This is a genomic window from Sphingomonas sp. Leaf208, assembly GCF_001421415.1.
Taxonomy (GTDB): domain Bacteria; phylum Pseudomonadota; class Alphaproteobacteria; order Sphingomonadales; family Sphingomonadaceae; genus Sphingomonas.
The window spans coordinates 14,504-39,441 of record NZ_LMKH01000008.1 but is presented as its reverse complement, the minus strand read 5'-3'; the positions used below and the strand labels follow the sequence as shown (position 1 = coordinate 39,441).

General features: G+C 63.1%; 26 protein-coding genes and 1 riboswitch. Of the genes, 12 read left to right on the top strand and 14 right to left on the bottom strand.

Translation table 11 applies throughout. From position 1 onward, the window contains the following. Position 1 precedes the first annotated feature (1 nt). The 3 genes from ASE69_RS05535 to ASE69_RS05525 all read left to right on the top strand — a co-directional run bounded on the left by ASE69_RS05535 (position 2) and on the right by ASE69_RS05525 (position 2,001). Positions 2 to 730, top strand: a complete 729-nt coding sequence (locus ASE69_RS05535; RefSeq protein ID WP_056484138.1) for a type II toxin-antitoxin system PemK/MazF family toxin — start codon at positions 2 to 4, stop codon at positions 728 to 730. A gap of 6 nt (positions 731 to 736) precedes the next feature. Then, positions 737 to 1,393 (top strand): hypothetical protein, encoded by a 657-nt coding sequence (locus ASE69_RS05530; protein WP_156362173.1) that lies wholly within the window; start codon positions 737 to 739, stop codon positions 1,391 to 1,393. Between the two features lie 248 nt (positions 1,394 to 1,641). Further along, positions 1,642 to 2,001, top strand: a complete 360-nt coding sequence (locus ASE69_RS05525; protein WP_156362172.1) for a hypothetical protein — start codon at positions 1,642 to 1,644, stop codon at positions 1,999 to 2,001. Between the two features lie 560 nt (positions 2,002 to 2,561). Here ASE69_RS05525 and ASE69_RS05520 read toward each other — a convergent pair. The 3 genes from ASE69_RS05520 to ASE69_RS05510 all read right to left on the bottom strand — a co-directional run bounded on the left by ASE69_RS05520 (position 2,562) and on the right by ASE69_RS05510 (position 5,209). After that, complete coding sequence (locus tag ASE69_RS05520; protein ID WP_056484129.1) at positions 2,562 to 3,125, bottom strand: recombinase family protein; 564 nt, start codon at positions 3,123 to 3,125, stop codon at positions 2,562 to 2,564. Between the two features lie 316 nt (positions 3,126 to 3,441). Continuing rightward, positions 3,442 to 3,825, bottom strand: coding sequence for a DUF190 domain-containing protein (locus ASE69_RS05515; protein ID WP_055756328.1), 384 nt, complete (start codon positions 3,823 to 3,825; stop codon positions 3,442 to 3,444). 25 nt (positions 3,826 to 3,850) lie between these two features. Then, the gene (locus ASE69_RS05510; protein ID WP_041394249.1) at positions 3,851 to 5,209 is read right to left on the bottom strand and encodes a voltage-gated chloride channel family protein; all 1,359 of its coding nucleotides are present in this window, start codon (positions 5,207 to 5,209) and stop codon (positions 3,851 to 3,853) included. Between the two features lie 23 nt (positions 5,210 to 5,232). Beyond that, positions 5,233 to 5,309: riboswitch (Fluoride riboswitch) on the bottom strand. Positions 5,310 to 5,476: 167 nt separating this feature from the next. On the opposite strand from ASE69_RS05510, the gene ASE69_RS05505 reads away from it, so the two are divergent. From ASE69_RS05505 to ASE69_RS05490, 4 genes are read left to right on the top strand one after another with little or no spacing between them, the layout of a single operon-like run. Then, positions 5,477 to 5,842: a DUF305 domain-containing protein gene (locus tag ASE69_RS05505; RefSeq protein WP_229668351.1), complete on the top strand. Its 366-nt coding sequence runs from the start codon at positions 5,477 to 5,479 to the stop codon at positions 5,840 to 5,842. Position 5,843: 1 nt separating this feature from the next. Then, positions 5,844 to 7,283, top strand: a complete 1,440-nt coding sequence (locus ASE69_RS05500) for a YncE family protein (RefSeq protein WP_041394247.1) — start codon at positions 5,844 to 5,846, stop codon at positions 7,281 to 7,283. 1 nt (position 7,284) lies between these two features. Next, positions 7,285 to 7,794 carry an RNA polymerase sigma factor gene (locus tag ASE69_RS05495; protein ID WP_041394245.1) on the top strand — a complete coding sequence of 170 codons (510 nt, stop codon included), beginning with the start codon at positions 7,285 to 7,287 and terminating at the stop codon, positions 7,792 to 7,794. Then, positions 7,791 to 8,561: an anti-sigma factor family protein gene (locus ASE69_RS05490; protein WP_052075881.1), complete on the top strand. Its 771-nt coding sequence runs from the start codon at positions 7,791 to 7,793 to the stop codon at positions 8,559 to 8,561. The genes ASE69_RS05495 and ASE69_RS05490 overlap by 4 nt, the downstream gene beginning before the upstream one ends. Before the next feature lie 50 nt (positions 8,562 to 8,611). On the opposite strand, the gene ASE69_RS05485 is transcribed toward ASE69_RS05490, so the two are convergent. Together ASE69_RS05485 and ASE69_RS05480 are read right to left on the bottom strand one after the other, a co-directional pair. Beyond that, a complete protein-coding gene (locus tag ASE69_RS05485) occupies positions 8,612 to 9,124 on the bottom strand; it encodes an MgtC/SapB family protein (protein ID WP_056484126.1) in 513 nt (170 codons plus the stop codon). After that, a complete protein-coding gene (locus tag ASE69_RS05480; protein ID WP_041394301.1) occupies positions 9,121 to 10,188 on the bottom strand; it encodes a sulfite oxidase in 1,068 nt (355 codons plus the stop codon). The genes ASE69_RS05485 and ASE69_RS05480 overlap by 4 nt, the downstream gene beginning before the upstream one ends. Before the next feature lie 146 nt (positions 10,189 to 10,334). Here ASE69_RS05480 and ASE69_RS05475 point away from each other — a divergent pair, with 146 nt between their 5' ends. From ASE69_RS05475 to ASE69_RS05460, 4 genes are all read left to right on the top strand, one after another. Then, complete coding sequence (locus ASE69_RS05475) at positions 10,335 to 11,207, top strand: LysR family transcriptional regulator (protein ID WP_041394299.1); 873 nt, start codon at positions 10,335 to 10,337, stop codon at positions 11,205 to 11,207. After that, entirely contained in the window at positions 11,204 to 12,355 is a 1,152-nt protein-coding gene (locus ASE69_RS05470; RefSeq protein ID WP_041394297.1) for a TDT family transporter, read from the top strand. The genes ASE69_RS05475 and ASE69_RS05470 overlap by 4 nt, the downstream gene beginning before the upstream one ends. A gap of 89 nt (positions 12,356 to 12,444) precedes the next feature. Then, positions 12,445 to 13,680, top strand: a complete 1,236-nt coding sequence (locus ASE69_RS05465; protein ID WP_041394295.1) for a molybdopterin-dependent oxidoreductase — start codon at positions 12,445 to 12,447, stop codon at positions 13,678 to 13,680. 12 nt (positions 13,681 to 13,692) lie between these two features. After that, the gene (locus ASE69_RS05460) at positions 13,693 to 14,175 is read left to right on the top strand and encodes a c-type cytochrome (RefSeq protein WP_041394294.1); all 483 of its coding nucleotides are present in this window, start codon (positions 13,693 to 13,695) and stop codon (positions 14,173 to 14,175) included. A 79-nt stretch (positions 14,176 to 14,254) separates the two neighbouring features. Here ASE69_RS05460 and ASE69_RS05455 read toward each other — a convergent pair whose 3' ends face one another. The 4 genes from ASE69_RS05455 to ASE69_RS05440 are packed head-to-tail and all read right to left on the bottom strand — an operon-like array spanning position 14,255 to position 20,568. Beyond that, entirely contained in the window at positions 14,255 to 17,449 is a 3,195-nt protein-coding gene (locus tag ASE69_RS05455; protein ID WP_041394292.1) for an efflux RND transporter permease subunit, read from the bottom strand. 4 nt (positions 17,450 to 17,453) lie between these two features. Further along, entirely contained in the window at positions 17,454 to 18,635 is a 1,182-nt protein-coding gene (locus tag ASE69_RS05450; protein ID WP_156340141.1) for an efflux RND transporter periplasmic adaptor subunit, read from the bottom strand. Then, a complete protein-coding gene (locus ASE69_RS05445) occupies positions 18,632 to 19,912 on the bottom strand; it encodes a TolC family protein (protein WP_041394291.1) in 1,281 nt (426 codons plus the stop codon). Before ASE69_RS05445 ends, ASE69_RS05450 begins: the two co-directional genes overlap by 4 nt. Positions 19,913 to 19,923: 11 nt before the next feature. Then, a complete protein-coding gene (locus ASE69_RS05440) occupies positions 19,924 to 20,568 on the bottom strand; it encodes a cation diffusion facilitator family transporter (protein WP_041394289.1) in 645 nt (214 codons plus the stop codon). A gap of 60 nt (positions 20,569 to 20,628) precedes the next feature. On the opposite strand from ASE69_RS05440, the gene ASE69_RS05435 reads away from it, so the two are divergent. Continuing rightward, positions 20,629 to 21,027, top strand: coding sequence for a MerR family transcriptional regulator (locus tag ASE69_RS05435; RefSeq protein WP_056484123.1), 399 nt, complete (start codon positions 20,629 to 20,631; stop codon positions 21,025 to 21,027). Between the two features lie 213 nt (positions 21,028 to 21,240). Here the strand turns inward: ASE69_RS05435 and ASE69_RS05430 are convergent, their stop codons facing one another. The 5 genes from ASE69_RS05430 to ASE69_RS05405 all read right to left on the bottom strand — a co-directional run bounded on the left by ASE69_RS05430 (position 21,241) and on the right by ASE69_RS05405 (position 24,872). Beyond that, the gene (locus ASE69_RS05430) at positions 21,241 to 21,429 is read right to left on the bottom strand and encodes a hypothetical protein (protein WP_041394287.1); all 189 of its coding nucleotides are present in this window, start codon (positions 21,427 to 21,429) and stop codon (positions 21,241 to 21,243) included. Between the two features lie 644 nt (positions 21,430 to 22,073). After that, positions 22,074 to 22,817: an arsenical resistance protein ArsH gene (gene arsH / locus ASE69_RS05420; RefSeq protein ID WP_056484120.1), complete on the bottom strand. Its 744-nt coding sequence runs from the start codon at positions 22,815 to 22,817 to the stop codon at positions 22,074 to 22,076. After that, positions 22,817 to 24,100 carry an arsenic transporter gene (locus ASE69_RS05415; RefSeq protein WP_056484117.1) on the bottom strand — a complete coding sequence of 428 codons (1,284 nt, stop codon included), beginning with the start codon at positions 24,098 to 24,100 and terminating at the stop codon, positions 22,817 to 22,819. The genes arsH and ASE69_RS05415 overlap by 1 nt, the downstream gene beginning before the upstream one ends. After that, positions 24,100 to 24,528 (bottom strand): arsenate reductase (glutaredoxin), encoded by a 429-nt coding sequence (gene arsC, locus ASE69_RS05410; RefSeq protein WP_082452907.1) that lies wholly within the window; start codon positions 24,526 to 24,528, stop codon positions 24,100 to 24,102. The genes ASE69_RS05415 and arsC overlap by 1 nt, the downstream gene beginning before the upstream one ends. A gap of 11 nt (positions 24,529 to 24,539) precedes the next feature. After that, positions 24,540 to 24,872, bottom strand: coding sequence for an ArsR/SmtB family transcription factor (locus ASE69_RS05405; RefSeq protein ID WP_056484115.1), 333 nt, complete (start codon positions 24,870 to 24,872; stop codon positions 24,540 to 24,542). Between the last annotated feature and the right edge of the window lie 66 nt (positions 24,873 to 24,938).

The window sequence follows — 24,938 nt, the reverse complement described above, 5'->3', positions numbered from 1 at the left end:
CATGTCGAATGACGATAATTCAGAAGCGCAGCAGAACATGGAGGTGCCTTTCCCAACCGAAGCCGAGCTGTTCGCGGCCGGCTATGCCCCGATCCTGACCGACGAGGATTTGCTTGCGAGAGGCTTTGTGCTGATCAATTTCAAAAATATGCCAGCGGTCGAAGATATGACCACAGAACTGGGTCATCCGTTCCCGCAGCATAACGAGATCATCAAAGCTGGATATATTCCGATCAGCCGCCGCGAGCGGCGGATCCAGAGTCGCCCGCGTGTTGGCCAGATGTACTGGGTCGATTTTCCACACGACGCTTATGTGCCCGAGTTCGTCAACGAGCATCCCGGCATCGTCATCCGCGCTTCCAACTCGCTGAGCGACACCTGCATCATCCTGCCCGTTACCAGCGCTCAACAGAAGGCGGGCACGCACTTTCACCAGCTTTCCAAGAATCCTAACCCTCGTGGCCATGCGGAAGGCCGGATAGCCTATGTTGTTTGTGACCATCTCTATACGGTCCACGTCAACCGCCTGCGACCATTACTGTCGCTGAGATATGTCCCCGTATACCCGAAGGTCGAACCGCACGACATGACGGCGATCTTCGCCATCGTCGAAAAGGTTCTCGCTCTTGCGTCGGCGTCGTCACACGCCGCGGCCGCTGCGGCAGTAGCGCCACCTGCCGCTCCCGCTAAGCCGTTAGGGCCGAACACCCTGACACTGAAGGGGACGTAAGGGCTTGTGTCGGGCTGGGCGGAACGAGCAGCTGCTACCCTGCTACCACTCAGTCGGGCGATCACGCTCGGCGCTGCGTTGCGCGAATGGGCCTATACGGGCCGCTTCTTCGATCTGGAGGCACGGGACGGAACCTGCGAGCTATGTGGCCAGCAGGATCTTCGCTATCATTTCGAGATCGAAAATCCGGGCACGACGTCGATCCTTCTGGTTGGCTCCGAATGCATCAAACGTTTCGAGATCACCGGCGTCGATGAGCAAGGCCAGCACCTTGATGCAGACGGAACGGGCAAGCTGGTCGATTTGCACCGTCGCGGCCTGGTCGAGGATGCCCGCAAGCAGCGTGTGATGACGGCGCTGCTGAAGCTCGGTCAGAAGGTGCCCAATTTTGACGCATGGAATTTCATCGATTTCGTCGACGACAAGGGCGCGTTCACCCCCAGCCAGGTCGCGATGATTTTTTGGCGGATGGGATCCGCTGGCGTGGAATATCGGCCGACAGACTGGAAGGTGCGGATGCGCAGGGATAGCGACCTGCGACAGCTTCGCACCATGAAGCCCGCAGCGTTCAAGCGGGTCGTGGCCGCCCTTACGCCAGCTCAGCAAAGCCGTGTGGCGGAAATCGAGGCGAATTTCGCAGAAAATGGACAAAGCTGGCGATAGCATCAGCGGCCGGCTTGGTCGGGTCATCTCGGGCGCGATATGGGTGACAGCGTACTCGACATCGGCTGCATCGCCGACGCGGGCTGGTTTGTATGAGGTGCGACAGGTTCGAGCTGCATACGGTCGACAAGGCCGCGATCCGCTTCTTGTTCGAGCTGATAGCCCAGCTTCAGGGGATAGGCACAGTTCCGATGCTCGACATTCGGGCATATGTAGACATGATTTGACGCGAAAATTGGGGAGTTGATGTGGGAACATTATATGCCATCGGAGTGTCTTCAGGCGACATCGGCGCGGCAATCGCGGAAGCGGTCATTCATGACGTGCGGGTGAATGGCTTAGGAATCCAAGGGTTTCCTCAAATAACCGTAGCACATCCTACCAAGGACACGTTCGCAATCAGCCTCAAGTTTGATACCCATACCAGCGATTTTACGATCACTGCCGACGAGGCCAAGGGCGCTGTCAAAGCGATGAAGACCAAAAAGGGTCATGACGAAGTTATATTCCGCCGCGTGCAAGATGCGGCAGTTGAAATTGAAGCTGCGTGTGGTCGCAGCTTCGATGCCAGCATTCGGAGAAGCGTATCGTTACCTAGTACGAAGTGATGGTACGCAATACGCCTCACCGCATGTAAGCGTATAATTATCGGATACTATCGAGCATGCTGATTGGCGTGGGCATAATCCAGTCGGCTCCCAACGCAGGGTATGGCCCGTAAAACAGATCGCCAAGAGCGCGCCGATAATGTGCGTTCATCCAGCGCCTGCGCCGATGCTCTGGCCCATCGTGGAGCATGTGGCATCGCTGGCAGAGCGCCGCGAGCTGGTGCAGCGCACTGTTGCTGGGATCATGATTGAGGTGTGCGCAGGCCAATACAACCGGCGTCCAAGCCCCCTGCAACAGAATGTTCTCCGTCGGCCGTCGCACGCGTCGACCTTGACCGTCGCGCCAGTAACGCCGGTTCCGGTCCCACCATCGCCCATCCCGCAGATGGAATACCTTCTGCTGATGAGGGCGCCCGCAATGCTCGCAGCACCCCCCTGCCCGCACGAAGCGCACATGGTGAGAAAGTTGCGGCCAATCGATTGGGTACAGGAACACGTGTTCGGGTCGGATCGGCATCAGGCCTCCCCTTCCAAAGCATGAGGTTGCGGACAGCATCGCATCACGGTGCCAATGCCACTGCGGTCAGCGCCCGATAGAGGGTGGCATGGTGGCATTTGAGCAGTTTGGCGGCTTCGCGCACTGATGTGCCTTCGCCCACCAACCGTTCGCCGAGCGCGATTTGGTCGGAAGTGAGTTTGGGTGGGCGACCGAAGCGGACACCCCTTGCCTTTGCCGCCTCTCGCCCGCTGCTAGTGCGCTGGTGGATCAGCTCGCGCTCGAACTCGGCGATGCCGGCGAACACCGTTAGCACCATGCGACCGGCTGGCGAGGTCGTATCCGCCCAGGGCTCGGCTAACGAACGCAAGCCGGCACCAGCCTCCTTCAGCTTCTCGGCAATGTCGAGAAGGTCACGGGTGGAGCGTGCTAGCCGGTCGAGCCGCGTTACCACCACCGTGTCATCTTGGCGCAGCTGCTCGATCATTTTAGCCAGCTCGGGCCGGTCGCGCTTCGCGCCTGAGATTTTCTCCTCGAACGTCCGCTTGCATCCCGTGTCCTTCAACGCCGCGCGTTGCAGCCGAAGATCTTGGTCATCAGTGGACACACGGGCGTAACCGATCAGCATGTCGCATAACTGTATTGAAATTGATATGTTATGCAACCGACTTTTGCGACATCAGTTGCAAGAGGGTAAGTGCATTAGCAGCTCTGTCGCGAAACTTAGGACATGCGCGACATCCTTGCCGGATGCGAAATTAGAAATTGAGCATAGTTCCGTCGCCAAAACCGGTCAGCTAAGGATTCCCGTTTTCCCGTGTCGTTTAGACCATTTCGAGAAAATCGATTTGGGAACAGATTTCGAGAAAACCGCACCCAGCACAGTGCTTTTCAGGGCGTTTAGCTGGGGATTCCCACTCGACCTTCCTTTACGGGAACGCCAATCAGGCTCTGGTTAGCTCAGTTTTGCGCGTGATAGTCCAATGCTCCAGTCGTTTGTAGACGATCACCTTGTCGCCGAGCAGATCTCCATGCCGGCGACAGAAAAGGTCGAGCTGATCGTGATCGCCGACCAGTTCGACACAGATCGTCAGATGCGGATCGGCAATTTCCGAGCCGTTCTCCCGGATCGATTCGTGATTGCTGAAGCCGTAATGGGTATTTTGCGCGACGGCGTTGATGATGCAGTCCGCCTTCGCGGTGCGAATCAGCTCACGATAGAGCGGCTTTGCCCCCCAGAAGCGACGCGGGCCGATCTTGTCGGACGGTTTTAGATAGATGCGCAGCATCCCGACTTCGCGGTGATGGACAGTGAAACGGTTGGGCATGACGGGCTTTCGACAGGAAACAGGATCAGGCGCGCGTGCGCCGGCGAGAAGCGCGGTGCGTGCGGGCATCGCGCAGGGTCGCGTCGGGTGTGAGGTGTGCGGCAGGTACCTTTGGTACAGCGACGCGCTGCGACAGGTAGATGCCGTTGTGGCCTGAGCAGAGGTAGGCGACGAAGCACGCGACTGCGATCGGCACGGCATAGGTCGCGCCAAACAATTCGATCCCCATGAAGGTGCAGGCAAGCGGCGTGTTGGCTGCACCCGCGAACAGCGCGACGAAGCCGATCGCCGCGAACACCCCCGTCGGCACTCCAAATACGGGCGCGAGCGCATTGCCGAGCGCCGCGCCGATGAAGAACAGCGGGGTCACCTCCCCGCCTTTGAAGCCGGCACTTAGGGTGACGACGGTGAAAAGCAGCTTCAGCGCCCAGCTCCACGGGTACGTATTGGAGCCGAAGAAGCTGGCAATGGTCAGGCCACCCGGCGTTGCCGCCAGCGTGCCTAGGCCGAGATAATCTTGCGTGCCAAATAGCCAGACCAGCGCGATCACGGCCAAACCACCGATAACGGGTCGTAGTGGGCCATAGGGTATCACGCGCTTCAGCCATCCGCCGAGCGCATGGTTGGCCTCTGCAAAGGCCAGCCCGACCAATCCGAATACGACGCCCGCGAGGCTGGCTTTTGAGACGAGCGACGCGTCGACCGGCACCATCGCATCGACATGGTAGGCGCCGTGATGAATGCCCCAGGAAAGACAGGTCCAGTCACCCACCAGTGCCGCGACCAAGCATGGTACTAGCGCACGATACTCGACCCGGCCGATCGCCAGGACCTCCAGCGCGAAGACCGCGCCCGCGATCGGCGTCCCGAAGACCGCGCCAAAGCCCGCCGCGATTCCGGTCATCAGCAGGATGCGTGTCGCTTCCGCATCCAGCTTGAGTGCGCGGCCGAAGCCGCTGGAAAGGCTGCCGCCCAATTGCACGGCGGTGCCTTCACGCCCCGCCGATCCCCCGAACAGGTGCGTCACGACCGTGCCGAAGAAGATGAGCGGGGCCATGCGCAGCGGCACACCGCCCCCCGGTTCATGGATTTGCTCGACGATGAGGTTGTTACCGCCTTCGACCGAGCGCCCTGTCAGATGGTAGAGCAGTCCGACCATGAACCCGCCGATCGGCAGCAGGTAGAGCAGCCAGGGAAAGGCAAAGCGAAGCCGGGTCACGGCATCGAGGCTCCACAAGAAGGCCGCGCAGAGCGTTCCCACCGTTGCGGCCATCGGGACCAGGATCAAAGCCCACCGCAGCACCGACATGGCATGGGTGCGGCGATCGCGAATGAACGCTGCCATGTTGAACTGGTCGTAGAGATTGCGAAATGTCGCGCGCACGATTCCTCCTTGCTGCCTTGCGGCGCTTGGTAGGAATCATCGGCCCTTGCGAGGGCGGTTCGGCCGAATGGCCCGGCGGAAATCCATCGCCGTGCCCGAGCATATGATGTCCGACGGCGACCTGGTCAACCAACCGCAGGGTTGCGAAGGGACCATATGTCTTGGTGAAGATCGATAAAATGACTGCACCCATGGAATAAACCCCGACGGGCGTCGTCTACGCTTTCGAGACTGATGCGCCGGAGGCTTATGCGTAGACGAAATTGGATGCTGGGTCTGACTGCTTCGGCCATGCTCACCGGCGCAGTCGCGGCCGCCCCCGCCGATGGCTACGCCAGCATGGTATCTGCCGCGATGGACCGGATGATGGCGGGCATGATGGTCAAGCCGTCCGGCGACGTCGACCGCGACTTCGTCGCAATGATGCTTCCGCATCACCAGGGCGCCATTGATATGGCGGTGGCAGAGCTGCGCTACGGCCATAACGAGCAGCTCAAGCGCATTGCGCAGGAGATCATCATCGATCAGCAGCAGGAGATCGCCGCCATGAAGTTGGCGATCGGTCAGCCGCTACCCCCTTCGACGCCAGCCCCGACGCAGGGCGGCGACCACCACAGCCATATGGAGCACTGACATGATCCCGACCTTCCTGCGCTCGGCCGCCTTGCTGATGAGCGCCGCACCGGGCATTGCCATGGCCCAGCAGGCGCCGTGGAACGCCAAGGACGTGCCTGTCAGCCACCGCGACCGCGTCTATGCATCCGAACAATTCTCCAACACGGTGTCGGTGACGGACCCGGCCGACAACAGGTTGCTCGGCGTCATCAAGCTCGGCGATCCGCAGCCGATGAATTTTTCCCCGCTCTACAAGGGGCAGGTGCTGGTTCACGGCCTCGGCTTCTCGCCGGACGGGAAAACACTGGCGGTCGTGTCGATCGGATCCAACGCCGTGTCGTGGATCGACACCGCCACCAACACCGTCAAGCACACGACCTATGTCGGGCGCAGCCCGCATGAGGCGTTCTTCACGCCGGACGGCAAGGAGGTGTGGGTTACGGTACGCGGCGAGGATTACATCGCCGTGCTCGACCCCACGACGTACAAGGAGACCGGTCGCATCAAGACGCCCGGTGGTCCGGGCATGACGATCTTCTCTCCCGATGGCCGATACGGCTATGTCTGTTCCTCGTTCAATCCGGTGCTGGCCGTGTTCGATGTCTCGACCCACGCGCAGGTCGGACAGGTGGCGCAGCCGAGTCCGTTCTGTCCCAACATCGCCGCGACGCCGGACGGCAAGCAGGTGTGGTTCACGCTGAAGGACATCGGCAAGACGGTCGCATTCGATGCCAGGCCGCCTTTCGCGATCCTCAAGGTGCTGGATACCGGACCGATCACCAATCACGTCAACTTCGCCCGCACGGTCAGGGGACAGTTCGCCTATGTCACGGTGGGCGGGGAAAACGCGGTGAAGGTGTTCCGCACGTCCGACTTCGCGCTTGTCGCTACCATCCCGGTCGGCAAGATGCCGCACGGCGTCTGGCCATCGGGCGACGGCCGGCGCATCTATGTCGGGCTGGAGAATGCCGATGAACTTGCCGCGATCGACACCGCCGGCAACAAGGTCGTTGCCACCGTGCCGGTCGGACAGGCACCGCAGGCGATCGCCTATGTGCCGAACGCTATTCCGACAGGCCCCGGCACCGACAATCTCCAACCGCTCGGTACGGCAGGCAAGGCGGTGCATCTGAACATGGGGCCAGTTGGAGGCAATGGTGCGGCAAGCAGCATTACCCTCTTCGACCAGGGCATCATTCAGGTCGTGCAGAGTGCCGTTACCGGTTTGCAGCCCAAGAAGCCTTATATGCTCGTGCTCACCGCCAACGCGGACGGCAGCGGTGCGGTAGAGCCGCTTGCGAACTTCATGAGCAATCCGGCAGGTGCGGCGATCGTCAACGCATCGGGTCCGATCCGGCAGATCGTTCAGGGCAGTGCAGCGGCCCCCCGGCGCTTTCTGGCGGTCGCCGAGGTAGTGAATGGCGCACCGGGCCGCATCGTGCAGGTGCAGCGCGACTGAGATGGACCCGCTTGCCGCCGCGATCGAGCCCCTGGTCCCCGGTCTGCGCCGTTATGCCCGGTCGTGGTTGCGCGATCGGGCGATGGCGGATGACGTGGTGCAGGATTGCCTTGAGCGCGCGGTCGGGCGCTGGCGGCAACGACGCGGGACGGAGGTTCGCCCCTGGATCTATGCGATCCTGCACAATCTGTTGGTCGACCATCAGCGGCAGCATAGCCGGCGAGGTACGGCGGTTCCGCTCCACCTCGTGGACGACGCTGCGCTCGGCCACCCGGCCGATCAGGACGCAGGCCTGCACCACCGAGACCTGTTGCGCGCACTTGATGCGTTGCCCGAGGAGCAGCGGACGGTGCTGCTCCTCATTTCCGTCGAAGGTCTGTCATATGGGGAAGTCGCTGCCGTCGTCGGCGTGCCGCTGGGAACGGTGATGTCGCGCATATCGCGGGGGCGCGACCGTCTGGCGACGCTCCTCCAGGAGGATGAACGGCCACGATTAAGGAGTATTCGATGACCAGCCCGATCGGAGAAGACGATCTGGCCGCGTGGATCGATGGCAGGCTGTCGCCCGAGCGGCAGCGTCTGGTCGACGCTTACCTTGAAGGCCAGCCGGACGTGCATGCCCGTTTGCGGGAGCAGGCGGAGCAGGCGCGAGCCCTTGCGTCCCTGTTCGCTCCCATCGCGGAGGAACCGATCCCGGCGACGATGCGCGTCGCAGCCATCAGGGGACGGCAACGCCAACCGCCTTGGCAACTCGCCATCGCCGCGTCGCTTCTGCTGGCGGTCGGATTTGGCGGTGGTTGGTCGAGCGCGCGGTGGAGCGGCGAACCCCACGCGGGCATCGCGGCGCTGGCCAATGAGGCGAGCGACAATTTCCGTGTCTATGCCGCCGACCGGATCCGACCGGCGGAAATCGGCCCCGACCAGCGCGCCATGCTGATCCGGTGGACCTCCAGCCGATTGGGTGAGCGCGTGACCATCCCGGACCTTAGCACAGCGGGTTACCGCTATGGCGGGGGGCGATTGGTCGCGACGCCCCACGGCCCTGCGGCGCTGCTCCTCTATGATGGACCGCAAGCGTCGAAGCTCGCGGTGCTGACGAGGCCCATGCAAATCGACAAGAGCGCAAGCATGACCAGCACGTCCAGCGGGACCATGGGCCGGGTCACATGGGCGGTCGACGGGATCGGCTATAGTGTGGTGGGGGAGCGCCCCGCTGCCGAGCTGCATCCGATCGCCAACGAGGTCCGGCGCCAGGCCGATGCGGCGCTTGTGTCCTGATAGCGCGTGGCCGGTTCTCAGCGCGACAGGCACTGGGCGGACCAGCGGGATCACGGCTTGCGCTCGGCATCCTTCCGGTCGGCCTCTGCCGGAGTCAGCCTGGCCCGCTCGCGAATGCGACGTTCGAGCGGAGCGCCGACGAACAGTACGAGCATCGCAAGGCTCAACCCGCCGATGATGAGCGGCCACACCGCCAACCCTGCTGCCGCGCCGATCGTGGCTGTCACCCAGATGCACGCGGCGGTCGCCAGTCCATGCACTTCCTGACCTTGGCCGACCCGCAGCACCGCACCGGCACCGATGAAACCGACGCCAGACAAAATGCCCTGCATCGCCCGCCCTGCGGCATCGGCGTTCACATTCGGCAAGCCACTGTGCACGATCGCCTGCACGGCGATGCAGCTCGCCAGACCGACGAGGCTCAGCGTCCGCAAGCCCATGATCTGCCGGTTCTCGCGCGAGCGTTCCCAGCCGAGCACCATCCCAGCCGCGGTCGCCACCACCAGCCGCCCGATCGCGTCGATCCAAAAGCCGAGGTCCGATGCCGCTGATGCTTCGATCATTCGACCAGCACGTGCACATGATGCCAGGCGGTGCACAGATAGCCGGCGAAGTTCCACATCGTATCCGGCCGCTCGGGCTGACCCTGTCCAGTCTCGTCGAAGGCGCGCACGACAAGGTGCTGGCGCCCCTTGACGAGCGTGGCGTCGAGGGTCCAGCGCCGCCAACCCCAGTGCGCCTCCGGATCATCGGTGAACGTCGCCTGTTGCCAGTCGCGACCACCGTTTATCGACACTTCGACCCGAGAGACGCGGCGATCATAGGCGATGGCATAGCCCTCGATCCGCACCTCCCCGGCCGGCAGGCTTTCGCCAGAGCCGGGCACGCAGATCGCGGCGTTGAGCGGCATGGCATTGATGGTCAGACCCTGGCTCCAGTCGACGGTGTCGCTCGTCACATCGGCAGGAAAGAGCTTGTAGTCGTGCGCCTGGATCGGTGCGTCGGATGGCGTGTCGCGCACCTCGATCCGTGTCAGCCATTTGGCGCTCCGCACCCCGGCATAGCCCGGCACCACCATGCGGAGCGGTGCGCCGTGTTCGGGCGTCAGCGGCTCGCCGTTCATCGCCCAGGCAATGAGGACGTCGGGTTGCCGCGCCTTGTCCATGGCGATCGAGACCCCGAACAATGCTTCCTCGCCTTCGACGTCCACCTCGTCCGCGCCGGTGAACGCCACAAACAGGTCGGACGCATCCGGCGCACCGACGGCATCCAGTAGGTCGGACAGTCGTACGCCGGTCCATTCCGCATTGCCGATCGCTCCCACGTCCCAGGGGTCGCCGGACGTTTTTGCGACCGGCTGGAGATCCGTGCGCCGGTTGCCGGCGCACTGGAGAACTGCCGTCACCGTCCGCGTGGCCAACGCGCTCTTCAATTCCTCCACCGAGAAGGAGCGTCTTTCCATGCTCATCCCGCTGACCTCGATCCGGTGATCGGCAGGCAGATCAGGCACCGCACCATGGCTGCGCACGTAGAACAGCGCCTGCGGCGTCAGGAACCGCTCGATCAGCGCGCCGGGCGTCGGCTCGGCGTTGTAGGGCTCGGATTTGCGCTCGATCATATCAGTCATGGACGAACCAACGCCGCAAGCGCGCGGATCGCTTCAAGTCTTCAAGACTATCGCAGACGAAGGATTACCGATCGTTCCGGTATCCAGATTGAAATAAACAGATCAAACGGTTGGTCGTATCGATCAGAGTGCGCGATATAAGCTGCATGACCTTGGAGCAGCTCAGAATCTTTGTCGGTGTCGCCGAGCGCGAACACGTCACCAAGGCAGCGGAGGCGCTGAACGTCACGCAGTCTGCTGCGTCCGGCGCGGTCGCGGCTCTGGAGGCGCGCTACGGGGTTCCTCTGTTTCACCGTGTCGGGCGTGGCATCCAGCTGACCGAAGCAGGCCGCGGCTTTCTGGAGGAAGCGCGCGCGGTGCTGGGGCGGGCAGCGCATGCCGAGACGATGCTGGCGGACTATGCCGGGCTTGCCCGTGGTTCGTTGCGGATCGTCGCAAGCCAGACGATCGCGAGCTACTGGTTGCCGGCAAAGCTCGCCGCCTTCCACGAACGCCACCCGCAGATCGCGGTCGAACTGGCGATCGACAACACCGAAGGTGCGGCAGCGCAGATCCTGAGCGGCGCGGCGGAGCTCGGTTTCGTCGAGGGCGAGGTGGACGAACCGGCGCTCGCCCTCTGGAATGTCGGGCGTGACCCGATGGTGCTGGTCGGCCGTGAGGACGCCGGGCGCGTCGACGAGGACTGGCTTCGCGCTGAACGCTGGATCGTCCGCGAGCAGGGTTCGGGCACGCGCTCGACCTTCGAGGACGTGCTGCGAACGCGCGGGTTTGATCCGGCCCAGCTGACGGTAGCGATGACGCTGCCGTCCAACGAGGCGGTGCGTACCGCGGTCGAGGCCGGTGCCGGCGTCGCCGTATTGTCGCGATTGGTCGTCGCTCGTGCGTTGAAGGCGGGCGATCTGGTCGAGCTGCCGCTGGGGCTGCCCGATCGCGCCTTCCACGCGCTGCGCCACAAGGAACGCTATCGCACCCGCGCGGCGGACGCGCTGACGGACCTTATCAAGGAGCAGGTCGCATGACTGCCAAAACACCTCCGGTCCTGACCGGCCTCAAGCCGCTCAGCCGGCTCGACCATCCGCGCGAGATGATCCGCCAGTTCACGCCCAACTGGTTCGCCGCGACCATGGGCACCGGCATCCTCGCTCTCGCGCTGCCGCAGGTGCCCGGCATCGGCCCCGCGCTCAAACCGATTGGCGAGGTGTTGTGGTTCTTCAACATCGCGCTCTTCATCCTGTTCGCCGGTCTCTATGGCGCGCGCTGGGCGATGTTCGGGCATGAGGCACGGCGCATCTTCGGCCACAACACCGTGTCGATGTTCATCGGGACCATTCCGATGGGCTTGGCGACGATCATCAACGGATGCCTCGCCTTCGGGATCGTGCGGTTCGGTAACGGCATCGTGCCGGTCGCACACGTCCTGTGGTGGATCGACGTCGCCATGTCGCTCGCCTGCGGCGTGTTGATCCCCTACCTGATGTTTACCCGCCACGAGCACAGCCTGGACGGCATGACCGCGGTATGGCTGCTGCCGGTCGTCGCAGCGGAAGTGGCGGGTGCCAGCGGCGGGCTGCTCGCGCCGCATCTGGTCGATCCCCACGCGCAGATCGTGACGCTCGCGACCTCGTATGTGCTGTGGGCCTATTCGGTGCCGGTCGCGTTTGGCATCCTCGCTATCCTGATCCTGCGCATGGCGCTCCACAAGCTCCCGCACGAGAGCATGGCGGCATCATCCTGGCTCGCGCTGGGGCCGATCGGCACCGGGGCGCTGGGTATGCTGGTGCTTGGGGCGGATGCGCCGGCGATCCTCGCGGCGCACGGGCTGGTCGATGTCGGTACCGTCGCGCAAGGGATCGGCGTCGTCGTCGGGCTCTGCCTGTGGGGTTTCGGCCTGTGGTGGCTGGCGCTCGCGACGCTCATCACCATCCGCTACTGGCGCGCCGGCGTCCCATTCAACCTTGGCTGGTGGGGCTATACCTTCCCGCTCGGCGTCTACACCGTCGCCACCTTCCGCCTCGGTACGACGCTGAACCTCGGCTTCTTCGGTATCGTCGGCACGGTGCTGACGATCGCGCTCGCGGCGATGTGGCTGCTGGTCGGTGCCAAGACGCTCGCCGGAGCATGGCGCGGCAACCTGTTCGTCTCGCCCTGCATCGCTACCCCGAACTGATCCACCCTGATGATCGGATCAGTCGGTCCGATCACTTGCAGAACGCCGCTTCGATCCGCCAGCGTGGCTGGCCACAGGAGAGCCTTGTCATGGACAATTTTGACGCCGCGCTGGCGAGTAAAACCAGCCGTCGCCGCTTTCTCAGGCGTACGGCGCTCGGCACCGCCGGCCTTGCCGCAGCACCTGCGCTGGCGCAGCAGCTCGTCGACCTGAAGCTGCCTGGCGGCAATGCCGAGCGGCCGATGACCAGCGCCTTTCCTGGCAAGGGCAGCATGATCCTTCAACGCATCCATCCTCCGCTGTTGGAGACGCCGATGGACGTGTTCGACAAGTCGGTGTTCACGCCCAACGACCAGTTCTTCGTTCGCTGGCACTGGGCCGACATTCCAACCTCGATCGACGTCGAGAGCTTCCGCCTCAACGTCTTCGGCCACGTCAACCGACCGCTGTCGATCAGCCTTGCCCAACTGCTGCGCCTGCCGCGGGTCGAGATGGCGGCGATCAACCAGTGTTCGGGCAACAGCCGTGGGCTGTTCCAGCCCCGGGTCGCCGGCGCGCAATGGGGCAACGGCGCGATGGGCAATGCCAAATGGCTCGGCGTGCGCCTGCGCGACGTGCTGAACCTCGCGGGGGTCAAGGCAGGCGCGGTACAGGTGCGCTTCGGCGCGCTCGATCAGCCGGTTGTGGCGGGCGCCCCTGACTTCGAGAAGGCGCTCGACATCGACCATGCCCGCGACGGCGAAGTGATGATCGCCTTCGGCATGAACGGCGAGCAGCTGCCGCTCCTCAACGGCTTTCCCTGCCGGCTGATCGTCCCGGGCTGGTATTCGACCTACTGGGTCAAGATGCTGAACGCGATCGAGGTGCTGCCCGGCCCTGACGACCAGTATTGGATGGCCAAGGCCTACAAGATACCGGCGACACCCGGCGCGAATGTCGCGCCCGGTGCCAAGGACTTCCCGACCGTGCCGATCAATCGCATGATCCCGCGCAGCTGGATGACCAGCCTGCCGGATGGCCAGGCGATCGCCTATGAAGCGTCCATCCCGGTTGGCGGGATCGCGATGGGCGGCGACTGCGGCGTCGCCAAGGTCGATGTCTCATCCGATGGTGGCCGCACCTGGTACAGGACGACGCTCGGAGCGGACGAGGGCAAGTATAGCTTCCGGCGCTGGGATGGTCGCGTGCCGCTTAGGCGCGGTCCCAACCCCATCATGGTGCGCTGCTGGAACGCCAACGGTGTCGCTCAGCCGATGAAGCCGATCTGGAACCCAGGCGGGTTCATGCGCGGCAATATCGAGACCACCACCATCATCGCGGCCTGAGGAGCGAGTAGCATGAAGACCCCGTCTCCCGGTATCATGGCCGCTGGCCTGATCGGCCTGACCGGCATTATCCTCGTCTCGATCGGGGCGCCGAGCAGCCGCAAGGCGCCTGCCCCGATCTCCGAGACATCCGAGCCGGCACCGCCCACCAGCGTCTCAGCCCGCGGCTTTTCGCTCGCCTCGACCAGCGTCGACCTGCCGGTCGACGAAGCGACCTATCCCGATGGTCCGCACGCCAACGTCATCAACGCCAACTGCACTTCGTGCCACTCGGCCAGCATGGCGCTGACCCAGCCATCGCTATCGGCGGATCAGTGGAAGGCGACCGTCACCAAGATGCGCAAGGTGTACAAGGCCCCGGTGGCCGAGAAGGACGTCGACGCGATCGTCGCCTATCTCATCGCTATGCCGAGCCAGAAGGCGGCACCCGCGACAGGCAAGGCGCAGGATCCCGACCCCAAGGCGGCTCCCGGTGTCTCAGGTGGAACAGGCTAACCGATCTACTTCCATAATCCCGAAATACCATCGTCTTAGAAAAGCCGTTGGGAGACGATCCGTAAAAGCAATACGTCCGTCAGGTGGTTTGTGGGACCGGATCAGCCCGTGCCTGTCCAAAGCGCGCATAGAGTGTTGGCAGCACGAATAGAGTCAGCAACGTTGCGGAGATCAAGCCGCCTATCACGACCGTAGCAAGCGGCTTTTGCACTTCCGCCCCCGCGCCGTGCCCGAGCGCCATTGGGACGAACCCCAAGGATGCAACGAGCGCTGTCATGGCGACGGGGCGGAAACGGGTCAGAGCACCCTCCCTCGCCGCCTGCGCCCGCGCCATACCCTGCCGCATCAACTCCTGAATCGAGCTAACCATCACCAGCCCGTTCAGCACAGCCACACCCGACAGCGCAATGAACCCGACAGCGGCCGAGATTGAGAACGGCATGCCGCGTAACACGAGCGCGAGAATGCCGCCCACCAGCGCCAGAGGAACGCCGGTAAACACCAGGGCCGCGTCGCGGACGCTGCCGAGAGCACCATAGAGCAGCAACATGATGACCGCGAAGCAGATCGGGACGACGATCGTCAGCCGCTCGCGCGCCGCAGCCAGATTCTGAAACTGACCACCCCACTGGAGGTAGGTGCCGGGAGGGAGCGTGACTTGCGCGTCGATCGCGGCCTGCGCGTCAGCCACCACGCCAGCAACGTCGCGACCGCGGACATTGGCCTGCACCACGACGCGGCGCTTGCCGTTCTCGCGGCTGATTTGGTTTGGACCATCCCCGACAGCAACGTCCGCGACGCTCCCCAGAGGGACGTAGGAGCCGTTGGGCGTAGGAATAGGTATCTGCCCGATCGCCTGTAGGTCAGCCCGTGCGGTTTCCGCCAGGCGGATCACGACCGGGAAGCGCCGATCGCCCTCGAAGATCATGCCCGCCTCACGACCGCCAATCGTCGCGGCAACGGTATCTTGCACGTCGCCGGCAGTGACACCAACACGCGCCATCGCATCGCGGTTCGGCCGAATATCGAGCAGCGGCAGGCCCTCGGTTTGCTCAACTTGCACATCAGCCGCACCACGGATCTTGCGGAGGACTGCCGCAATTTGATTGGCGGTCGCGTTCATCTGCCCGAAGTCATCCCCAAACACCTTGACCGCCAAGTCTCCACGGACGCCCGCGATCAGCTCGTTGAAGCGCATCTGGATAGGCTGCGTGATCTCGTAGCCATTGCCGGGAATGGTCTTGAGCTTCTTTTCAAGGCGCTCGACCAGCTCAGTCTTAGGCAGGCTGGGATCAGGCCATTCGTCGCGTGGCTTGAGGATCACGAACGTGTCCGTCGCATTGGGCGGCATCGGATCGGAGGCGATTTCGGACGTGCCGGTACGCGAGAACGCGAAGCGAATTTCCGGCTCGCGAGCGATCATCTTCTCGACTGCAAACTGCATCTTCTGGCTCTGATTGACAGAGGTGCCCGCAGGCCGCCACGCCTGAACAAGGATGTTGCCTTCATCAAGCTGAGGCAAAAACTCTTGGCCCAGCGTCGAGAAGGCCAGGACAGCTGCTACCACAGCCACAACCGCAGCGCCGATCGTTATGCTCGGGCGTCGCATGGCGGCATCCAGGCCGGGTTCGTAGCGCTGTTTCAGCACTGCGATGACCCGGCTTTCCTTCTCATCCACGCGTCCGCCAATCCATGCCGCGATGGCGGCAGGGACGAATGTCAGGGACAGGATGAAGGCGAACACGAGCGCGATGATGACGGTAAGCGCCATCGGCTCGAACATCTTGCCTTCGACGCCCGAGAAGGTGAGCAGCGGGGCATAGACAAGGATGATGATCGCCTGCCCGTACACCGATGGGCGGATCATTTCGCGCGCGGACGCGGCGACGATCGCAAGCCGCTCCTCTAGCGAAAGGCGTTCGCCCAGCTCGTGTTGGCGTTCCGCTAAGCGGCGCAGGGCATTTTCTACAATGATGACTGCGCCATCGACAATCAGGCCGAAATCGAGCGCGCCGAGGCTCATTAGATTGGCCGACACCCCGGCACGTAGCATGCCGGCGCTGGTCAGCAGCACCGTGACAGGAATAACCAGGGCCGCGATCAATGCCGCCCGGATATTGCCGAGCAGCAGGAACAGCACGACGATGACCAGCACCGCGCCCTCCGCAAGGTTGCGGCCGACAGTCGCGATCGTGGAGTTCACGAGGTTGGTGCGATCCAGCACCGGCTTCACGATGATATCGGCCGGAAGCGAGCGGCTGATTGTTTTCAGGCGATCGGACACAGCCGTGGCGACGGTGCGGCTATTCTCGCCGATGCGCATGACAGCTGTGCCGACCACGACCTCGTGACCGTTTTCGGAAGCGGAGCCGGTGCGAATGCCGTGGCCTGCTTTGACGGTCGCGACCTGATCGAGCGTGATGGGGACGTTTTCGCGGGTCGCCACGACCGTCCGCGCCAGTTCGTTCGCGGTTCGCACGCGCGCGTCGGAGCGGACGAAAAGGCCCGCGCCGTTACTGTCCACGATGCCCGCGCCGATGCTGCTATTGCTGCGCTCCAATGCGGTCGCGAGGTCCTGTATCGTGAGGCGCAGCGCGGCTAGGCGTTGAAGGTCGGGCATGACGAGATACTGGCGATCGAACCCCCCAAGGGAGTCGATGCCGGCGACGCCGGCCGTACCCCGAAGTTGGGGAGCAACGATCCATTCCTGAACCGTATGCAGGTAAGTGGCCTTGTCATCTTCGCTGACCAAGTGCTCGCCTTCCGGCGTGATATAGCTGCCATCACGTTGCAGCCCCGGTTCCCCGTCGCGATGCCGGACCTTGTCCAACTCGCGAAGCTCGACCGTCCACATGAAAATATCGCCAAGGCCGGTAGCGATAGGCCCCATTTCCGGCATGATGCCTTGGGGTAGGCGTTCCTCCGCTGAACGCAGCCGTTCGGCCACCTGTTGGCGGGCAAAATAGATATCAGTGGCATCGGAAAATACGGCGGTAATTTGCGCAAAGCCGTTCCGGTTGAGCGAGCGCGTATATTCCAGACCCGGTATGCCAGCGAGCGAGGTTTCGATCGTAAATGATACTTGCCGCTCGATCTGATCGGGCGACAGAGAGGGGGCCATCACGTTGACCTGAACCTGATTGTTCGTGATGTCAGGGACGGCATCGATCGGAAGGCGTTGCAGCGCCAGAGCACCCACCAGGGCCGCGATCCCGGTGAAAAGCAGGACGAGCCAGCGGCGCTCGACCGCGAAAGTTACAAGACGGCCGATCATTGGATCAATCCATGTCCATTTCGCCGCCCTTGCCGAGTTCGGCTTTGAGCGTGAAGCTATTGGTGGTTGCGATACGCTCGCTGCCGGTCAGGCCAGAGGTGATGACGACCTGATCGCCGTTGCGACGCCCTGCCTGCACCGGAACGGCCTTGAAGCCGCTAGGCGTGCGCACGAACACGACCATCTTATTCTCTACCGATTGGACCGCCGTGGACGGCACAGTGATACTGTGATCCCCGATCGAGGGCAGCAGGATCGAGGCCGTGACGGGCTCCCCTACCCGCCAAGTGCCGCCCGCATTATCGAGGGAAGCGATAACCTGAACAAGCCGCGTGGTTTCATCGAGAGCGGGCGACACGAAGGTCACGCGACCTTCCTGCCTGCGGCCGGCCGAGGTGACTTCAACGCGTGTTCCAGGCTTTACCTTGCCGGCGTCAGCCGGTGAGAGTGACGCAGCGATGGTCACGCGCGAGAGGTTGGCGACCCGGTACAGCTCGCCGTCTGCCGCAACCGTCTGACCGAGCGTCGCCGATCGAGCGATGATCTGACCGGAAAGGGGCGAGCGGATCGCCACACGGTTCAGCGCACCCCCGCTCCCGCCTGTGGCCGAGAGCTGCTGTTGGGCGAGGCGGACCGCAATGTTGGCTTCGGTGGCAGCAGTTCGAGCGGCGATGAGATCCTGTTCCGGCGAGACGCGTTCAGCAAACAGACGTTGCTCACGGCGCAGGTTCGATTGTGCGAGCGCAGAGCGCGCGCGCGCGGCTTCAATCTCGGCGTTTAATGAGGCGGCCTCGCGACTTTCAATGATCGCAAGCGCATCGCCACGGCGCACCGATTGCCCGAGGTTACGGGTAAGGGAGACGACACGACCGCCGATCGTCGCGGATACGACCTGCACCCCTTGCGGATCACCCTGAACCAAGGCCGGCAGCTCGATTGCGCCGGCAACGCCGCCAATCGCAGGCCGACCAACTTCGATCCCGGCATCCGCGATTTGCTGGGCCGAAAGGCTTACGGCGTCTTTATCGGCAGGTTTGCCGGCTTCGCCTTTCTCGCCTTCGCCCTTTTCCATCCCTTCCATGCCGGCCATGTTGTCGGCCTTCTTTTCCCCGCCCCCGCCACAGGCAAGCAGCGTCAGGGGAAGCAGAGCGGATAGTACGACCCGCGCGCCGGTCTTCGTCATCATTGGTCCTTCGCCAGTTCGGGAGCGGCAGCGGTCAGCCGCTCAAGCCGGGCCTTTGCATCATGGTAGGTCGCCAGCGCATCGATCGCGGCCGTGCGGGTTTCAGACAGGGTGCGTTCGGCGTCGAGAAGATCGAGTTGGCCGAACTTGCCTTCACGGTAGCCGATGCGGGCAATGCGCGCGGCTTCCGTCGCTGCTGCCAGGACCGGCCCACCCGTGGTTCTAGCGGTCGTCGCGGCATTTGCCACTTCCGCTTCCGCGCTGGCTATCGACTGCCCCGCATCCAGCTCAGCCGCGCGTCGCATCGCGTCCGCCTGATCGCGTTGCGCCCGCGCCTGAACGACCGACGCCCGGCCGTTGTTGAACAGTGGAAGCGGTATCGAGAGGCCGACGACCGCAGCCATATCGTTCGACGCATCGAGCCGGCGTGCGCCGGCATTGACGGTCACGTCGGGGATGCGTTGGGAGCGAGCAAGCCGCACTTGCGCATCTGCCGTCGTCACTGCGGCTCGCGCCGCAGACAATGCCAGCGTGCCGCCCGGACTGGCCGCGATCGAGGGGCCGTAACCTTGCACGCGATCGAACCAGGCAACGTCGAGCGGGCCGGTTACGGGCTGACCAATACGCCGGGCGAGATTGCCCCGCGCGACTTCCGTCAGGCGCTGCGCACGTTCAACCGCAGCTTCGGCATTGATGCGCAACACGTCGGCACGCTGTTGCTCTAGCGGCGATGCCCTGCCCGCGCGTACCCGAATGCCCGCCGCGCGGGCCGCCTCCCCGGCAATGCCGGCTTGCTCGCGCGCAGTCGTGATGCGACGCTCGGCTGCTACGGCTTCGATATACGCCTGTGTTACAGCGAGCCGAATATCGGCCGTAGCAATAACCAGGGCGAGCCGAGCTTGCTCCCCTTGTGCGTTGGCAACACCGACCCGCGCGGAACGCTTGCCGCCAAGCTCGATAGGTAGAGCAACACCGACTGTAGCTTCCGCGCTACGAAGACCGCGATATGCCCCCGAACCCCCAAAATATTCCAGACCGCCATTCAGCGTAGGGTTAGGGCGCAGCCCCGCTACATCGCGCGCCGCACCTGTTGCCCGAACGCCGGCCTGCGCTGCTTCTAGCGACGGTGCTGACGCTTCCGCCAACGCCAGTATTTTTTCTAGCGTCAGTACCGGGGTGACCGTCGCTTCGGAACCGGTTTGCGATTGGGCGTGCGCTACGCACGGAACGACGGCGACGACCGCGATCAGGACGAAGGGCAACCGGTGCCGGAGCTTCATAGGGTAAGTCATTATGACGACGGCCTTGCCGTTGATTGGAGTTCGCGCCGCGCATTGCGGATAATTTCGTAGGCCGAATGCAGGAACAGGAGCGCGATGACGCCGGCAACGACCAGATCGGGCCAAGCCGCACCGGTCCAGCCAACAAGGGCGGCTGCGATGATCACCGCAACATTGGCAATCGCGTCGTTACGGCTGAACAACCAAATAGCGGTGACGTTCGCATCCCCTTCGCGAAATCGCGATAGAACTAGTGCAGCCGTCACGTTCACTATGAGCGCAACGATCCCGATAGCGCCCATCAATTCGGCTTCTGGCGCAATTGCATTCATCGCACGCCAAAGGGCGAAGGCGATGACACCTATCCCAAGCGCGCCAAGGAATATGCCCTGTGTAAGCGCAACCTGAGAACGGGCACGAGCGGTCCATCCCAGCGCAATCAATCCGAGGAGCGAGATGCTGCCGTCCCCGATGAAATCGAGGGCATCGGCCTTCAATGCCTGGCTGTCGGCAAGGAACCCCCCGACGATTTCAGCCAGACCAAAGCCCAGATTAAGCAGAACGACGATCCACAATGCGCGCCGATATGCGGGATCGCGCTCCGCTCGTTTGGTATCACCGGAACAACCGCATGAAGAGGATTCACTTGCACTCATATCGTGCCTCTACGATCTACAGTCACTGTAGGAGCAAGCGGTTTCTAGTGGAGTGGCAACGTGTTGATGATCGGCGATTTGGCAAAGCGGACAGGGACCAAAATCAACACCATCCGATTCTATGAGGAAATCGGCCTCATGCCCGAAGCGCTCCGCACGTCTGGAGGCCGTCGCACCTATGGAGAGGGGCAGGTTCGCCAGCTTGGCTTCATCCGCCATGCCCGGGAACTAGGATTTTCAGTAGATGAAATCCGATCGCTTATTGCCCTGTCTGCCGATCCCGATCAGGACTGCAACCAGGCCGGCGCCATCGCCCGTCGGCATCTCGCCAGCGTGGAGGATCGTATCACACGCCTTGTCGCGCTTCGCGACGCATTGAGTGCTGCAACACGATCCTGCGATGGCGGACGCATCGCCGACTGCCGGGTAATGGAAGCGATTACTGCCGTGCCCAACTAATGCCACGGTTGAACGAGGATAAATATTTCTCTCATGACGCGTGCGACGCGGCTTGGGATGCTTGGGTGTTCCCATTTTTTAATCGTTTACGGACGCGCTGGTAAGCGGCCCGTTCCATTCTTGGATAGCTATGTAGTCGATCAGTAGCCGTGGCGTGGCGGCGTATCGCAGCCGGCTAATAGATAGGGGCGGTTGCCCGCCCCTATCTAGCTTTTAGCCGTGCTTCATGCCGCCCTTGGCATGATCGCAGCAGTCAGCAGCCTTGGCTTTTGCGCCATCCTTGCAGCAGTCCGCACCGTCCTTGCAGCACGCCATGTCGGCGCAGCAATTGGCGACAGCGGCGAATGCGCCAGTCGACAGGGTGAGGGCGAAGGCAGCGCTGATGAGCTTGAACTTGGTCATGATATTCTCCGAAATTTACGTGTGATGGTGTTCGACGTCACACGGTTTGCGGAGGGGGTGTGGCCGGAGCGTATGCCATGCCCAAAAGGCCGGTCTGTGGAGCCGGCCAAGGCGATAGACGGGAGGACGGAACCAGCCCGACATGCTCTACGGTTTCGCCGGCAACCGCAACGCACGGTATGGCGCAGGCCGACGCAGGGGCCTTTTTGATGGGAGCGCCTGCTGATTTGCTGGCGCAGTCCATTATAGCGGACGCAGCCGGAGGCGCGGCCATCGCCATCGTCTCGCAGAGCGGGCCAAGCCGGACCAGCAACATCACCGCCAGGACGAAAAACGCCATGGAATGCAATATCTTGGAGAGTGGGCGAGCCCGGCGTTTCATTGGATGCGTCTAGAAGCCCACTCAGTGATGCACAATGTCGAAGGTGGCAGAGGATGGCGCTAGGCTGGTTTTCCCCTTTTATCTCAGATTCCCGATTCACCATCCTTTTAGGGAAAGGCGGCAGCGGCCCAATGTCTGCTATCGCGGCCTGCCTCGCCGAAAGCGGACCGTCCGCAGTCCTCTCCCTTTCAGCCATACCGCTGTCGCAAAATCGGCGACATGCGCGACGTCCGAAACTTAGGGTTTTAGCGACATCAGCCTGCTAGCGAGGTGAGGTGGCAATGCTGGACAGATCGATTGTAGCGTCGATCGGCACCCCCGCCTCTTTCCGTTCCGAATAGCGATCGACAAGCTGGGCGGTGTGTGGGCGTAGCAAGATCGTAAAGCGCACCAGCTCCTCCATCACGTCCACGATCCGGTCGTAGTAGCTGGACGGTTTCATCCGGCCGGCGTCGTCAAATTCGTTGAACGCCTTGGCGACGCTCGACTGGTTGGGGATCGTCGCCATCCGCATCCAGCGACCCAAGACGCGCAGCGTGTTCACGCTGTTGAACGACTGCGATCCGGCCGACACCTGCATGACGGCGAGCGTCCGGCCCTGCGTCGGTCGCATCCCGCCCATCGACAGGGGCAGGTGATCGACTTGCAGCTTCATGATGCCGGTAATCTGGCCGTGCCGCTCGGGGCTGCACCACACATGCCCTTCCGACCATATCGACAGTTCGCGCAGCTCGTGGACGGCGGGGTGATCGTCCCCCGTCACCTGATCGGGCAGCGGCAGCGTGGCGGGGTCAAAAATGCGCGTCTCGCAGCCGAAGAATTGCAGCAGGCGCGCCGCTTCCTCGACGCAAAGCCGGGAAAAGGATCGCTCCCGAAGCGATCCGTAGAGCAGCAGGATGCGCGGGGGAGGATCACCGGCCCCCAACCCGAGGGCGGGACGGTCGAGCGCATAGCGGCGATCGAGCGCGGGCAGATGGTCAGGATCGGAGAGCGTGCGAAGGGGCATTACAGACTGAGCCTTATGGCGAGCGCGGCGAGTGTCACCAACAGCACCGGAATCGTTAGCGTCGCGCCGACCTTGAAGTAATAGCCCCAGCCGATCCGGATGCCTTTTTGCCCGAGTACATGCAGCCACAGCAGTGTCGCGAGCGAGCCGATCGGCGTGATCTTCGGGCCGAGGTCGCATCCGATCACGTTGGCGTAGATCATCGCTTCCTTGATCGCGCCCGTGGCGTGCGTCGCGTCGATCGACAGCGCCCCCACCAGCACGGTCGGCATATTGTTCATCACCGACGACAGCAGGGCGGCGATGATCCCGGTACCGAACGCTGCGCCCCATACGCCGCCTTGCGCGGTGCGATCGAGCAGGCCGGCAAGTTGGTCGGTCAAACCAGCATTTCGCAGCCCATAGACGACCAGGTACATGCCGAGCGAGAAGATCACGACCTGCCACGGCGCGCCGGCCAGCACCTTGCGCGTCTGGATGACGTGGCCGCGCGCGGCGATGATGAGCAGAAGGACCGCGCCGGTAGCGGCCACGGCGCTGACCGGCACGCCGAGGGGTTCGAGCAGAAAGAAGCCGGCGAGCAGCAGGGCAAGAACGACCCAGCCTGCCTTGAAGGTGGCATGGTCGCGGATCGCATCACTGGGCGTGCGAAGCTGCGCCACATCGTAATTCGCCGGTATGTCACGGCGGAAGAATAGCAGCAGCGCGATCAGCGTCGCGGCGATCGACGCCAGATCGACCGGCACCATCACCGAGGCATAATCGGCAAAGCCGATCCGGAAGAAGTCGGCCGACACGATGTTGACGAGGTTGGAGACGATCAGCGGCAGACTGGCGGTATCGGCAATGAATCCCGCAGCCATGACGAACGCCAGCGTCGCCTTGTCCTTGTATCCCAGCGCGCGCAGCATCGCGATGACGATCGGCGTCAGGATCAGCGCTGCGCCGTCATTGGCGAACAGCGCCGACACAGCCGCGCCGAGCAGGACGATCAGCACGAACAGCTGGCGACCATGCCCCCCGCCCCAGCGGGCTACGTGGAGCGCCGCCCATTCGAAGAATCCGGCTTCATCAAGCAACAGGCTGACGATGATGATCGCAACGAACGTCGCGGTCGCATTCCAGACGATGCCCCACACCACAGGCACGTCTGAGAGCGAGACGACCCCGACGAGCAGCGCGATCGCCGCTCCGCCCAATGCGCTCCATCCAATGCCGAGGCCCTTGGGCTGCCAGATGACGAGCGCGATCGTGGCGACGAAGATAGCGAGCGCGAGCAGCATCAGGCGATGCGCTGACCCGAGGCGTCCACGACCTTTTCGCCGTCTTCCTTGGCAAACACACCCTGTTGCGGCTCGGGCAGCAGATCAAGGACCGCTTCCGAAGGTCGGCACAGCTTCACGCCGAGCGGCGAGACGACCAGCGGCCGGTTGATGAGGACCGGATACGCCATCATCGCGTCCACCAGCGCTTCGTCGGACAGTGACGTGTCGCCCAGGCCCAGCTCCGCATAGGGTGTGCCCTTCTCACGCAGCAGATCGCGCGGCGTGATCCCGGCGCGATCGATCAGCTCAACAAGCAGCGCGCGCGATGGTGGAGTTTTGAGATATTCGACCGCATGCGGCTCGATGCCGGCATTGCGGATCATCGCCAGCGTGTTGCGCGACGTGCCGCACTCGGGGTTGTGATAGATCACGATATCGACGGCCACGGGGCGTCCTTTCAGCAGCAGGGAGTGAGTTCGGCCAGGAGTGGCGCGCACAGTTCAGGCGAGCCGGCGCAGCAATCTTTGACGAGGAACAGCGTCAGCGCGCGCAGCCCGTCCCGATCGGCCCGGTAGATGATCGACCGGCTATGCCGTTCCGAGCGCACGATGCCGGCGCGCGCGAGAATGCCGAGGTGCGCAGACATGGTGTTTTGCGGCACGTCGAGTTGGCGGGCGATTTCGCCAGCCGCCATGCCGTCGGGTTCGTGGCGAACCAGCAGCCTAAACACATCGAGCCGAGTGCCCTGTGCAAGCGCAGCAAGCGCAGCGATAGCTAAACCCTTATCCATGCATCCAGGATAGTGGATATACAGGACATTTCTAGCCTCAGATTCGGTCCGCTACCGTCTCAATTT